This window comes from Candidatus Pelagibacter sp. HIMB1636 (assembly GCF_052047675.1).
In the GTDB taxonomy this organism is placed as follows: domain Bacteria; phylum Pseudomonadota; class Alphaproteobacteria; order Pelagibacterales; family Pelagibacteraceae; genus Pelagibacter.
Genome location: NZ_JBNAJP010000001.1, coordinates 1,289,647 through 1,303,256 on the forward strand (window position 1 = coordinate 1,289,647; position 13,610 = coordinate 1,303,256).

Consider the following 13,610-nt stretch of genomic DNA (forward strand, 5'->3'; position numbering starts at 1 on the left):
TTAATTCTATAATAGTAATTTAAAAAAATAAAAATGACCAATAAACTTTGGGAAGCATCTTTTAAAGAGAAAAAAAATTCAAATCTTTATGCTTTTGAGAAATTTATTTCAAAAAAAATCAAAAAAAAATTTAATTTAAATTACAAAACTTTTTTAAATTGGACTATTAAAAATTCTCCTGAGTTTTGGAATTATTTTTGGGAATTTTCAAAAATTAAAGGATTGAAAAGTAAAAAAAAAATTAAAAAATCTAAAATATTTTATAAAAATTTATTCTTACCAGGTAGTAAGTTAAATTTTGGTGAGAATTTATTGTCAAAAAATAATGATGATAAGGCGATTACTTTTATAAGCGAAAATGGCTTTAGAGAAGAAAAATCTTGGAGAGAATTAAATTTAAGTACAGGCAAAATTGTAAAGTTTTTAAAGGAAATTAAAATTAAAAAAGGAGATAGAGTTGCAGCTTATATGCCTAATACTATCGAGACAGTTGAGGCGTTTATAGCAGCGAGCACTATAGGAAGCATTTGGTCATCATGCAGTCCTGATTTTGGTATTAAAGGTGTTGTTGAGAGATTTTCTCAAATTAATCCAAAAGTTTTGTTCATTACAGACCAGTATTTTTACAATGGGAAAAAAATTAATGTATTAGAGAGATTGTCTGAAATTTTAAAATCTATTCCGTCAATTAAAAATGTTGTGATTGTTAATTATCCTGGAAAAAAATATGTCACTAATAAAAGTAAATATAAGAAAATAAATTTAATTAAATGGCGTGAGATTATTCATAATCAATTTGAAAAAATAAATTTTAAAAAGTATGATTTCGAAAGTGAGTTGACTATTTTATATTCAAGTGGAACAACTGGAAAACCAAAATGTATTTGCCACAGAACTGGTGGAGTTCTTCTTCAACATAAGAAAGAACACCAATTACATTGCGATATAAAAGAAAATGATAACGTGTTTTATTTTACTACTTGTGGTTGGATGATGTGGAATTGGTTAGTAAGCTCGTTAGCTTCAAAGGCATCAATAGTACTTTTTGATGGTTCTCCAATGTATAAATCAAGTGATTTACTTTTAAAAATAGCACAAAGAGAAAAAATTACTCTGTTTGGAATTAGTGCTAAATATGTTGATGCTCTAAGAAAATTAGAACCTAATCTTAAATTTAAATATAAACTTCAAAAACTAAAAACAATATGTTCAACAGGTTCTCCTTTATCAAGTGAAGGTTTTAAATATGTTTACAAAAATATTAAAAAGAAAGTTCATCTCTCATCTATTTCGGGTGGTACAGATATTGTATCGTGTTTTGTTTTAGGAAATGTATATCAGCCAGTAAATATTGGTGAAATACAAAATTCTGGCTTAGGTTTAGATGTTGATGTCTTTAATGATAGTGGCAAATCTTTAAAAAATTCTAAAGGTGAACTTGTTTGTAAAAATCCATTTCCATCAATGCCTCTTAAATTTTGGAATGATAAAAATGACGTAAAATATAAAAAAGCTTACTTCAATAGATATAAAAATATTTGGCATCATGGTGATTATGCTGAAAAAAGAAATACCGATGGTTTTATTATACATGGAAGATCTGACACTACCCTTAATCCAGGAGGTGTAAGACTTGGTACTGCTGAAATATATTCTGAGGTTGAAAAGTTTAAAGAAATTAAAGAAGCACTAGTAGTTGGTCAATCTTGGGATAATGATATAAGAATAATTCTTTTTGTTGTAATGAGTAATGAATACATACTTAATGATTCTTTACTTAATAGAATAAAAACTCAAATAAGAATAAATGCATCACCAAGACATGTCCCTAGTAAAGTAATTGTTGTAAAAGATATTCCAAGAACCAAAAGTGGTAAAATTGTTGAGCTTGCAGTTAAAAGCACTATAGAAGGAAGTGTTGTTAAAAATAAAGAAGCTTTAGCAAACCCAGAAGTTTTAAAACAATACAAAAATTTGAAACAGTTAAGTTATTAAATGTTAAAAAATATAGTTAAAGATTTAAAACCATCTTCTACGCTAGCAATTAATGAAGCTTCAAAAAAACTTGAAGATGAAGGAAAAAAAATATTTAAATTTGGTTTTGGACAATCACCCTTTAAAGTTCCACAAGACTTAGTAGAAGAGCTTAAAAATAATGCGTATCAAAACAAATATTTGCCCATGCAAGGTCTTTCAGAGCTAAGACAGTCTGTTGCAAAATACACATCAAAGAAAAAAAATTATGAATATAATTCTGAAAATGTCATCATAGGACCAGGCTCTAAAGAGTTGATGTTTTTACTTCATGTAATATTCGATGGTGAAATTATATTACCTGCACCAAGTTGGGTTTCTTACGCGCCACAAGCAATATTAGGAAGAAACAAAGTTCAAATTTTACAAACAAAAAGAGAAAATAATTGGTTCCCTACAGCTCAAGAAATAGAGGAAGTAATATTAAAAGATAAAAATAAAAATTATTTATTATTTTTAAATTCCCCCAATAATCCTTCAGGACAAGTTTGTGAAAATTTGGAAGAGATTTCTAATGTTGCAAATAAACATAATCTTATAATTTTATCTGATGAGATATATTCAGAACTGACTTTTACAAAAAATTATAAGTCTATTTCAAATTTTTGTCCTGAAAAAACAATTATCAGTACCGGCCTAAGTAAATGGTGTGGAGCTGGTGGTTGGAGATTGGGATATTTTATTGTTCCAGAGAGCTTAAATGACATAAAAAATATGATTAATGTTTTAGCCAGTGAAACCTTTTCAGCAGTAAGTGCGCCTATCCAATATGCTGCAATAAAAGCATATGAAAACAATCATAGTAAATACATTAATAAATCTAGAAACATTTTAAAGGCTGTTGGCAATTATGTTTATCAAAATTTAAAATCAAACAAAATTTTAATTAATGAACCCCAAGGAGGTTTCTATTTAATGCCTGAATTTTTAAATTCTAAATTTAAAACTTCATCAGAAATGTGTGAAAATATTTTAAAAGAAACAGGTGTTGCATTATTACCTGGATCAGATTTTGGATTTAATGAAAGTAAAATGCTTGCAAGATTAAGCTTTACTGATTTTGATGGAGAAAAATTCATGAATAGTATTAAGGTAGATCAATCTATTGATTTTAATATAATCGAAAAGTTGGCACCAAAGGTTGTAGAAGGTGTTGATAATTTAAAAAAATGGTCAGAAAATCTTTAAAATCAGCCTATACATCTATTATAATTTTTTGGTAAGATTAATTTATAAAAAATAACGACATACAATTATAGAGAGGGAAAAATAATGAAAAAAATAATAACATCCCTATCAAGTGCTTTACTGATTTTATTTGCATCACTGTCCTTAACTACAGTTGCTAAATCAGCTGAGTTCTTCACGATAGGAACTGGTGGACCTACTGGAGTATATTTCCAAACAGGTAACGCTATATGTAAAATGCTTCATAAATCAGCAATTAGTGCTGAGCACGGTAGAAAAAAGGGCACAGCTAAAGCGTATAGATGTACTGCTCCATCGACAGGTGGTTCAAACTACAATATTGGGCAAATAGCAGCTGGAGAATTTCAATTTGGTGTAGCTCAATCTGACTGGCAATATCACGCAGTGAATGGTTCAAGCAAATGGGAAGGAAAACAATTTAGTGATTTGAGAGCTGTGTTTTCAGTTCACAACGAACCTTTTCAAATTTGGGCTAGAAAAAAAGCAAGAATTAAAGATTTTGCAGACCTAGAAGGTAAAGTAGTAAACATTGGTAACCCTGGTTCAGGTCAGAGAGGAACTATGGAAGAACTAATGAAAGCTATGGGTGTTGATAATAGTTTCTTTAAATCAACGACAGAGTTAACTTCTTCAGAGCAAGTGAAAGCTTTATGTGATGGTAAAATTGATGCATTTGGTTATTCGGTTGGATTTCCAAATGGTGCAATGGAACAAGCAGCAACTTGTGCCGCTAAAGCATCTCCAATCAATTTGACTGGACCAGAAGTTCAAGGCTTAATTGATGGTGCTGATTATTATGCGCAGGCTGTAATTCCTAAAGGCACTTATACAAAACAGAAAAAAGATGCTACTACATTTGGTGTTAAAGCAACTGTGGTAACTTCGGCTGATGTTTCTGAAGAATTAGTGTACTTAGTTACAAAAGCAGTTTTTGAAAACTTCGATGATTTCAAAAAACAACATCCAGCATTTGGATTTTTGGAAAAGAAAAACATGATTAAAGATGGTTTATCTGCTCCACTACATCCTGGTGCAATTAAGTATTATAAAGAAACTGGATTAATGTAATCTAAGTTTTTTACTTTTTAAAAGGCCTGGTAATTTTTACCGGGCCTTTTTTTTATGGTATGAATATTTCTTATGAGTGATTCAATTAGCGCCAATATAAAAAATAAAATAAGCGAGGATTTATCACCAACTAGAAACATTACCGGATTTCATTTAAAGGTAGTATCTGCAATAGCTATCATTTGGTCCTTATTTCAACTTTGGTACGCGTCGCCATTTCCATTTATGTTGAATTTTGGAATGTTCAAAGGTTTGCCTGCTAGAGCAATACATTTAGGATTTGCATTAACTTTAGCATTTTTAATTTACCCGGTAGCAAAAGGAAAAAAAATTTCATTTTTTGACATTATTATAAGTTTTGTAGGTGCTTTTTCTTGTCTCTATATTTATTTTTTTTATGATCAACTAGTAGAGAGGGGTGGTGTCCTTTTAAGTTTGGAAATCACTGATACATTTAATTTTCCAGTAGAATTAATTTTAGGAGGATGTGGTATTTTAATTCTTTTAGAGGCCACAAGAAGAGCAATTGGATTACCTTTGGTAATCATTGCAACTTGTTTTTTATTATTTTCATATTTTGGAAGGTATGCACCAGAAATAATATCTCATGGAGGCTTGTCTTTAAATAGATTGGTAGGATTTCAATGGTTAGATCAAGAGGCAATATTTGGAATCCCTATTGGGGTTTCCGTAGATTTTATTTTTCTGTTCGTTTTATTTGGTGCCTTACTTGAAACGGCAGGTGGTGGTAAATATTTTTTAGATTTAGCTTTTGCGATGGTTGGTAAAATGAGAGGTGGACCAGCCAAAGCCGCAATTCTAGGTTCAGGAATGACTGGCTTAATTTCAGGATCATCAATTGCTAATACCGTAACTACTGGAACATTTACTATTCCAATAATGAAAAAAACAGGTTTCTCTAAAGAAAAGGCAGGTGCAATTGAGGTTTCATCATCTGTAAATGGACAAATAATGCCGCCTGTGATGGGTGCCGCAGCATTTGTAATGGCAAGTTTTATTGGGGTTACTTATTTTGAAATAGTTAAACATGCTTTTTTACCTGCAATTATTTCCTATATTGCTCTATTTTATATATCTCACCTAGAAGCTTTAAAATTAAATCTTAAAGGAATGGACGATGCGGACGTTCCAAATTTGAAAAAGACATTTTTATCTGGAATTCACTTTTTAATTCCTATTTTTGTTTTAATTTATACTCTTGTTTATTTAAGGTTTACTGCCTCGTATTCAATTTTTTATGCAACAATTACTTTAATTTTAGTCAATCTAATCAACTTAATAATTAAAAATAATTATTCTAAAGACTCTTTTAAAGAATGGTTTAATCAAACAATCGTTGGTTTTGAAAAAGGAGCATTAAATATGGTTGCAGTTGGCATTGCAATTGCTACAGCTGGTATCATAGTAGGTGCAGTTGGCTCAACAGGCTTAAGTACAAACTTAATTATTGTTATTGAATCTATTGCTAAAGATAATGTCACAATACTATTATTTTTAACTATAATTTTGTGTTTATTATTAGGAATGGGTTTACCAACTACAGCAAACTATGTTGTGGTTGCATCTTTGATGGCAACTGTTTTAGTTGATGTTGGAAATGCATCTGGGTTTATTTTTCCACTGATAGCAGTTCATTTATTTGTTTTTTACTTTGGACTGATGGCAGATGTAACACCGCCAGTAGGACTAGCTTCTTATGCAGCTGCGGGAATATCAGGAGGAGATCCATTAAGAACTGGAGTTCAAGCTTTCTGGTATAGTTTAAGAACAGGAATATTGCCGATAGTCTTTTTATTTAATCATGAACTTTTACTTATTGGTATTGAAAATATCTGGCATGGACTAGTTGTTATTATAACTTCATTAATTGGAATTTTAGTTTTTACATCAGCGACACAAGGATGGTTTGTAAATAAGCTTAAATGGTACGAAATTATTATTTTTTTAATCATTTCTATTTCTTTGTTGTCTCCAGATTTTGTTTTAAATAAATTTTATCCAAAATATAATTACGAAGAAATTAGTAAAATAAATTCATTAAAATTAGATTCAGAAAAAGAAATTCAAATTAAAATAACGAGACCTAGTTTATACGGAGAAAGATATAAGCTTTTTGTAATATCAAAAAATACATTTGAGGATCATTTTACTCTAGAGGATTATGGGATTACTTTATTAGAGCAGGATGAAAAAATAATAGTTGATAATTTAAAATGGAATGGAGAAGCAAAAAAAAATGGTTTTGAAATGGGAGATTATATCAGTGAATTCAAAATTGAAAATTCTGATAGACCATCGAAAAATATAGTTTATCCAATTGCTTTAATTTTATTAGTTATTTGTGGATATTTTAATATCAGAAGAAAGGAATGAATTAACCACCTGGACCCAAGTTTGAAGGTTTAACTTTTAAAATTTTCCAAACTCCAGTTGCTGATGTTATAATTTTATTGTTACATATAAGCTCACAAAATAAAAATATTAATGTATTTGTTTTTTTTAATATTTTTGTGTGCCCAATAATTTCATCACCAACTTTTGAGGCACCAATAAATTTAATATCTAACGAAATAGTTACACATGGAGCATTATCAGCAGATCTGTGAGCTGCGGTTCCAGCACCAGCATCTATTAATGCTGATAGATAGCCTCCATGAGTTATTCCTGCAGCATTTAAGTGATTTTCATTTATAGTAGATTTAAATTCATATTCAGTTTCAGAGATGTTTCTAAACAAAACACCTCCATTATGTTTCATGAACCCTGGGGTTAGACTTATTTGTTCAAACTCATTACTCATAAAATTTACAATACAATTGTTAATAGCAATAATAACAATGTAATAATTATAAAAAAGTAAATTACTGATTTTTGTAAAGAAGCTTTTAATAGCCAATCAATCATTTTTTTCCTTTTTGGTGGACCGCCCAGAACTCGAATCTGGAATCTCCCGGTTCGTAGCCGAGCGCCTTATCCAATTTGGCCAGCGGTCCAAAATTAATTTTATTAAAGATACTGTATTTTATGGTTTTATTAACAAATTTTGTTCAATTAAAACACAGCTTTGCATAAAAAGATTAATTAATGTGATAAAATAACATAAAAATATATTTTATTTGAGTGTATAAGCCTTTTAAATAATGAGCGAAAAACTACTTGTTCCTGACATCGGTGATTTTGAGAATGTTGAGGTAATAGAATTACTTGTAAAGCCAGGAGACACGATCAAGGAAAATGATCCAATAGTCACAATTGAAAGTGATAAATCTAGTGTTGAAATTCCATCAACTATTTCAGGAAAAATTGATACTATTAATGTCAAAGTAGGTGATAAAGTTTCAAAAGGTGATTTACTTTTAAGTTTAAGCAATTCAACCAAAAGTCTCCCAGAGAGTGATCTTCCTAAAGATACAGAAAATATTATTAAACAAGCTGAAGAAGCTATGGCTGTAAATAAAGAGGAGCTGGTGAATGTTCCAGAGCCAGCTAAAGAAAAAAAACAATCTATAATTCAAGTTACAAATGGATTAGATACAGATCCTTTAGAAACTCAAGATTGGCTAGAGTCTTTATCTGCAGTAATTTCAAAAGATGGAAATCAAAGAGCTCATTTTTTAATTAAGGAATTAATTAACAAAGCCTATCGTGAAGGAGCAAATATTCCTTACACCCAAAATACTCCGTATATAAATACCATTCCTCCTGAGGCTGAAATAAAATCAAATGGAGACCAAAATATTGAGAGAAGAATAAGATCTCTGATCAGATGGAATGCAGCTGCAATGGTAGTAAGAGCTAACAAAAAATTTCCAGAATTAGGTGGACACATAGGAACCTTTGCATCTGCTGCAACTTTATATGATGTTGGAATCAATCATTTTTGGAGAGCAAAAAACAATAAATTTGGAGGTGATCTAGTATATTTCCAAGGACACAGTGCACCTGGAATGTATGCTAGAGCATTTTTAGAGGGTAGATTAACTGAGAAACAATTAGATAGTTTTAGACAGGAAGTAAAACCTGGAGGATTATCTTCATACCCTCACCCTTGGCTAATGCCAAATTTTTGGCAATTTCCCACTGTTTCGATGGGGTTAGGACCAATGCTTGCAATTTATCAAGCAAGATACATGAAATATTTAATCAATAGAGGATTGATTAAAGATGAGGGACGAAAGGTCTGGGCTTTTTTAGGAGATGGTGAAATGGATGAACCAGAGTCCATGGGTGCAATTGGATTAGCAGCTAGAGAAAAATTGGATAATTTAATTTTTGTAATTAATTGTAATCTTCAAAGACTTGATGGACCTGTAAGAGGAAATGGAAAAATTATACAAGAACTTGAAGGTAGCTTCAGAGGCGCTGGATGGAATGTAATAAAAGTTATTTGGGGTTCATATTGGGACTCATTATTAGCTAATGACAAAACTGGTCAATTAGTAAAAATTATGAATGAAACTGTAGATGGTGAATACCAAGCTATGAAAGCAAGAGATGGTGCATATGTACGAGAAAAGTTTTTTGGAAAAAATCCAGATACTTTGGAGATGGTTTCATCTATGTCAGATAAAGATATTTGGAGATTAAATCGAGGAGGGCACGATCCCCATAAGGTATACGCAGCTTATGATAAAGCAATTAAAAACGAAGGAAGTCCAACAGTTATTATTGCAAAAACAATCAAGGGATATGGAATGGGAAAAACAGGTGAAAGTGTAAACACTACTCACCAAACTAAAAAATTAGATGTGGATGATCTTATGTATTATAGAGATCGCTTTGATGTTCCTCTAACTGATGAACAAGTTAGAAACATAGAATACTTTAGGCCTGATGAGAAATCTCCAGAGATTAGATACATAAAGGAGAGAAGACTTAAATTGGGAGGTTATTTGCCAGAGAGATCAACCTTTGCAAAATCTATTAAAGCACCATCAAAAGATATTTTTGATTTTATGAAAGTTTCAACTGGTGAAAAAGAAATGTCTACCACAATGGCGCTGGTAAGAATGTTAACAAATTTGTTAAGAGATAAAAATATTTCACCTAGATTAGTTCCAATTATCCCAGATGAAGCAAGAACATTTGGTATGGAAGGATTTTTTCAAAAAATTGGAATATACGCTCATGAAGGACAGAAATATGAGCCCGAAGATGCCGCACAACTAAGTTCTTATAGAGAAGACAAAAGTGGACAGGTACTTGAAGAAGGAATTAATGAGGCAGGAGCGATGTCTTCTTGGATAGCAGCTGCAACTGCTTACACAAATCATGATATTGAAATGATTCCGATATACATTTTTTATTCTATGTTTGGATTTCAAAGAATTGGAGATTTAGCTTGGGCTGCTGGTGATAGCCAGGCTAGAGGTTTTTTAGTTGGTGCAACAGCCGGAAGAACAACATTAGCAGGTGAAGGATTACAACATCAAGATGGACATAGTCATTTGATTGCATCAACAATTCCTAATTGTATAACTTATGATCCTACATTTCATTATGAATTAGCAACTATTTTTAGAGATGGTCTAAGAAGAATGCATGAGAAGAAAGAAAATGTTTTTTATTATATTACAACTATGAACGAAAATTATTCACATCCTGAAATGCCTAAGGATAAAAATTGTGAAGAGGGAATTCTTAAAGGAATGTATAAGATAAAGGAATTTAACAAATATAAAAAAACAAAACTTCAACTTTTAGGCTCAGGAACGATATTAAGAGAGATGATGTCAGCAGCTGAAATTTTACAAAACGACTATCAAATTGATAGTGAAATATGGAGTGTTACAAGTTTTAATGAGTTAAGAAAAGATGGGATGGAAGTTGAAAGATACAACCTTCTAAATCCGGACAAAACTCCTAAAAAATCATATGTAGAGCAATGTCTTGGAAGTACTGAAGGACCAATTATGGCAGCATCTGATTATATGAGAATGAACTCTGATCAAATAAGACCTTACACAAACAATAAGAGCTTTTATTCGCTAGGCGCAGATGGTTTTGGAAGAAGTGATACTAGAAAAAATTTAAGAAAATTCTTTGAGGTAGATAAAGAACATTTAGTAGCTTATGGATTAAGCATTTTAGCAAAAGAACAATTGATAGCTTCAAAATATGCAAAAGATGCTATGAAAAAATACAAAATTGATGGCGATAAACCTATGCCAACAAAATTATAATGTCAGATATTGAAATTAAGGTACCAAATATTGGAGATTTCAAAGATGTTGAGGTTATTGAGGTATTAGTAAAAAAAGGCCAATCAATTAAAAAAAATGACCCCTTAATTACAATAGAAAGTGATAAGTCTAGCGTAGAAATACCATCTAGTTTTGAGGGTAAAATTTCTAACTTAAATATAAAAGTTGGAGATAAAGTATCTGAAGGAGATTTAATTTTAACTTTAGAAAAGTCATCACAGATAAATCAAAAAGTTGAACAGAAGCCAATAATAGAAAAAGATTTTAAAAAAATTGAAGTAATAGAACCTGAAGTTCAACAAGAAACTAAAGTTTTAAATAATGTATCTAACATTTCATCAGCAAGCCCAAAAGCTAGAAAATTTGCTAGAGAACTCGGTATAGATATAAATAAAGTTTTAGGAAGTGAGAGAGATGGAAGAGTTGTTGAAGAAGATATCAAAAAATTTGTAGCATTAAGATCAAACAATAAAGCTGAAGTTGTTGAGGAAAAAAAATCAAACAAAATTAAAAATGAATTTGAGCATTCAGATTTTGGTGAAATAGAGACCAAAGATATACCAAGAGTAAAAAAATTATCATCAAAGTATTTAACAAATTCATGGACCACCATACCTCATGTTACAAATCATGATGAGGCTGATATTACAGAAATGGAAAGCTTCAGAAATTCTTTGACTGATATTTATACGGGAGAAAAAATTAAAATTACTCCTTTAGCATTTATTGTAAAAGCTTTAGTTGCTTCGTTAAAAAAATTTCCAAGTTTTAATTCTTCAATTGATGAAATTGAAACAGGTAAAATGACAATGAAAAAATATTACCATATAGGTATAGCTGTAGACACTCCAAATGGACTAATGGTTCCAAAAATTAGAAATGCTAATAATAAAAAAATTTCTCATATTAGTAGAGAGTTGAGAGAGGTAAGCGAGCTTTGTAGAAATTTAAAAATAGACAAAAAAGAATTGTTTGGTGGTTCGATGACCATTACTAGTTTGGGGGGAATAGGTGGATCATTTTTTACACCAATAATAAATTATCCTGAAGTAGCAATTTTAGGATTAGGAAGATCAGAGAAAAAACAAATTTATATAAATGGAAAGTTTCAAACTAGAACAATGCTACCGTTATCTTTGTCTTATGATCATAGAATTATTGATGGTGCTGAGGCAGCAAGATTTAACAATGATCTTAAAGAAAACTTAGGCAAAAATTTTGCTTATAAGCTAGCTGTATAATCTAAAATGTCCAAACCCATTTCCCTATTTAGTGCCTTGTTATGTACTTTTATATGGGGCACAACTTTTATTGCTCAAGATACTGGCATGGACAATATTGGTCCTTTCACATTTAATGCTGTTAGATTTTTTGTTGGTTTTTTAGCTATTACCCCACTTGTAATTTTATTTGAATTAAAAAATTTTAAACCAGAATTAAAAACAGATAAAAAAACATTTGTAATTTATGTGTCTTTAATAGGATTATCCTTATTTTTAGGTTCTGCATTACAACAGGTTGCTTTGCTCTATACAGATGTTGCAAATGCAGCCTTTTTTACGATTTTTTATGTACCTATGGTGCCTATCATAATTTATTTGTTTGGAAAAAAATCAATTCATTGGAGTGTATGGCCTTCAGTAATTTTATGTTTAATTGGAGGATATTTATTAACAAATTTTTACGATGTAACTGTTAGGTTGGGAGATACTTTGGTTGTACTAGGAGCTTTATTTTGGAGCACACATATTATATTTACTGGAATTATTATTTCTAAATACAATCTTCCACTGACAATTGGAGCAATTCAAACTTTAATCGTAGCTATTTTATCTTTTTTCATTGGAATTCTTTATGAAGAATTTGTTTGGAACAACATTCTAATGGAAATATATTCTATACTATATGCTGGAATATTATCTGGAGGATTTGCATTTGTATTACAGATTTATGCACAAAAAAATATCACACCTGCACCAGCAGCAATTATTTTCTCCCTTGAGGGTGTATTTGCAACTGTAGCTGCATGGTTTATTTTAAATCAAGTATTAGATATAAATAATATACTTGGATGTTTTTTCATTTTGTGTGGAGTTTTATTATCACAATTACTCCCACTTATAAAAAGAAAAAAAATTTAATAAATTAAACTAAACAATACTAAAGCAATTATTATTCTATAAATTACAAATGCATTCATAGAAAATTTATTTATAAATATTAAAAAATATTTAACTGTTAAAAAAGAAAAAATAAAAGAAGATATAATTGCAATTATTACCAAATAATTAAATTCTGTTGGTTGATTAAAAATATCTTTTAAACTAAGTACACTTGCAGCAACTAATGCTGGGATAGATAGTAAAAAAGATATTTTACTCGAATCCACTCTATTAAACTTTAAAATCCTTGCAGCTGTTATTGTAACGCCTGCTCTGCTTACTCCAGGTATCAATGATAAAATTTGCATTACCCCTATAAATAGAATTGATTGAATATTTAAATTTGTAGAAATTTTTTTATCAAAACGACTTTTGTCAGAAATGTATAAAACAATTGCAAATATTAAAGTTGTCCATGCAATAGTTTCAATGTTTCGTAAACTATAAATTAGTCCTGTAGTGTATAAAATATATCCAAAGATTATTAATGGAATAGACCCAATAATAATTAAACTTATTAGTCTTTTATTTTTATTAATGTTTAATAACTCTTCTTTAAAATAATACACTATTGCAACAAGAGATCCTAGATGAAGGCTAATATCAATTAGTAATGAGCTAGATTTAAATTCATATAAACTTGAAACTAAAATTAAATGTGCAGAAGAACTTATTGGAAGAAATTCCGAGATCCCTTGAATTGCTGAAAGGATTAAAACTTCTATAATATTTTGAAACATAATTTCTTCGTAGCTCATAAAGCTTATATTTCAAACAATACGATTTGATCATAGTAGCTATGCATTTATTAGAAACCTGTTTATTTATAACAAAAATGAGAGATTAAAGGTCAATAAATTTGACCTATTTAATGCTTTATTTAATAAAATCATTATATAATTTGCCGAAAATT

Annotated in this window: 9 protein-coding genes and 1 tRNA gene; 7 read left to right on the plus strand and 3 right to left on the minus strand. The window is 30.0% G+C overall.

All coding sequences use genetic code 11. From position 1 onward, the window contains the following. Positions 1-33: 33 nt before the first annotated feature. From ACTTA6_RS06795 to ACTTA6_RS06810, 4 genes are all read left to right on the plus strand, one after another. Positions 34-1,995 carry an acetoacetate--CoA ligase gene (locus ACTTA6_RS06795; protein ID WP_440613522.1) on the plus strand — a complete coding sequence of 654 codons (1,962 nt, stop codon included), beginning with the start codon at positions 34-36 and terminating at the stop codon, positions 1,993-1,995. Next, positions 1,996-3,222 (plus strand): pyridoxal phosphate-dependent aminotransferase, encoded by a 1,227-nt coding sequence (locus tag ACTTA6_RS06800; protein ID WP_440613521.1) that lies wholly within the window; start codon positions 1,996-1,998, stop codon positions 3,220-3,222. A gap of 84 nt (positions 3,223-3,306) precedes the next feature. Beyond that, positions 3,307-4,311: a TAXI family TRAP transporter solute-binding subunit gene (locus ACTTA6_RS06805; RefSeq protein WP_440613520.1), complete on the plus strand. Its 1,005-nt coding sequence runs from the start codon at positions 3,307-3,309 to the stop codon at positions 4,309-4,311. A gap of 72 nt (positions 4,312-4,383) precedes the next feature. Next, positions 4,384-6,705: a TRAP transporter permease gene (locus ACTTA6_RS06810; RefSeq protein WP_440613519.1), complete on the plus strand. Its 2,322-nt coding sequence runs from the start codon at positions 4,384-4,386 to the stop codon at positions 6,703-6,705. 1 nt (position 6,706) lies between these two features. On the opposite strand, the gene ACTTA6_RS06815 is transcribed toward ACTTA6_RS06810, so the two are convergent. Beyond that, positions 6,707-7,132 (minus strand): PaaI family thioesterase, encoded by a 426-nt coding sequence (locus tag ACTTA6_RS06815; RefSeq protein ID WP_440613518.1) that lies wholly within the window; start codon positions 7,130-7,132, stop codon positions 6,707-6,709. Between the two features lie 116 nt (positions 7,133-7,248). Then, positions 7,249-7,325 (minus strand) — tRNA-Arg (locus ACTTA6_RS06820). A 147-nt stretch (positions 7,326-7,472) separates the two neighbouring features. Here ACTTA6_RS06820 and aceE point away from each other — a divergent pair. Genes aceE through ACTTA6_RS06835 form a run of 3 tightly spaced genes read left to right on the plus strand, consistent with a single transcriptional unit; the run spans position 7,473 to position 12,676 of the window. Further along, the gene (aceE, locus tag ACTTA6_RS06825) at positions 7,473-10,514 is read left to right on the plus strand and encodes a pyruvate dehydrogenase (acetyl-transferring), homodimeric type (RefSeq protein WP_440613517.1); all 3,042 of its coding nucleotides are present in this window, start codon (positions 7,473-7,475) and stop codon (positions 10,512-10,514) included. Then, positions 10,514-11,776 carry a 2-oxo acid dehydrogenase subunit E2 gene (locus ACTTA6_RS06830; RefSeq protein ID WP_440613516.1) on the plus strand — a complete coding sequence of 421 codons (1,263 nt, stop codon included), beginning with the start codon at positions 10,514-10,516 and terminating at the stop codon, positions 11,774-11,776. Before aceE ends, ACTTA6_RS06830 begins: the two co-directional genes overlap by 1 nt. Before the next feature lie 6 nt (positions 11,777-11,782). Next, complete coding sequence (locus ACTTA6_RS06835; protein ID WP_440613515.1) at positions 11,783-12,676, plus strand: DMT family transporter; 894 nt, start codon at positions 11,783-11,785, stop codon at positions 12,674-12,676. On the opposite strand, the gene ACTTA6_RS06840 is transcribed toward ACTTA6_RS06835, so the two are convergent. Then, a complete protein-coding gene (locus ACTTA6_RS06840; protein ID WP_440613514.1) occupies positions 12,673-13,455 on the minus strand; it encodes an undecaprenyl-diphosphate phosphatase in 783 nt (260 codons plus the stop codon). The genes ACTTA6_RS06835 and ACTTA6_RS06840 overlap by 4 nt on opposite strands. Between the last annotated feature and the right edge of the window lie 155 nt (positions 13,456-13,610).

Excerpts from the sequence above, each read along its gene's own strand:
- ACTTA6_RS06840 (WP_440613514.1), bottom strand. The coding sequence starts at position 13,455 with ATGAGCTACGAAGAAATTATGTTTCAAAATATTATAGAAGTTTTAATC.
- ACTTA6_RS06805 (WP_440613520.1), top strand. The coding sequence starts at position 3,307 with ATGAAAAAAATAATAACATCCCTATCAAGTGCTTTACTGATTTTATTT.
- ACTTA6_RS06800 (WP_440613521.1), top strand. The coding sequence starts at position 1,996 with ATGTTAAAAAATATAGTTAAAGATTTAAAACCATCTTCTACGCTAGCA.
- ACTTA6_RS06835 (WP_440613515.1), top strand. The coding sequence starts at position 11,783 with ATGTCCAAACCCATTTCCCTATTTAGTGCCTTGTTATGTACTTTTATA.
- ACTTA6_RS06830 (WP_440613516.1), top strand. The coding sequence starts at position 10,514 with ATGTCAGATATTGAAATTAAGGTACCAAATATTGGAGATTTCAAAGAT.
- ACTTA6_RS06810 (WP_440613519.1), top strand. The coding sequence starts at position 4,384 with ATGAGTGATTCAATTAGCGCCAATATAAAAAATAAAATAAGCGAGGAT.
- ACTTA6_RS06795 (WP_440613522.1), top strand. The coding sequence starts at position 34 with ATGACCAATAAACTTTGGGAAGCATCTTTTAAAGAGAAAAAAAATTCA.
- ACTTA6_RS06815 (WP_440613518.1), bottom strand. The coding sequence starts at position 7,132 with ATGAGTAATGAGTTTGAACAAATAAGTCTAACCCCAGGGTTCATGAAA.
- aceE (WP_440613517.1), top strand. The coding sequence starts at position 7,473 with ATGAGCGAAAAACTACTTGTTCCTGACATCGGTGATTTTGAGAATGTT.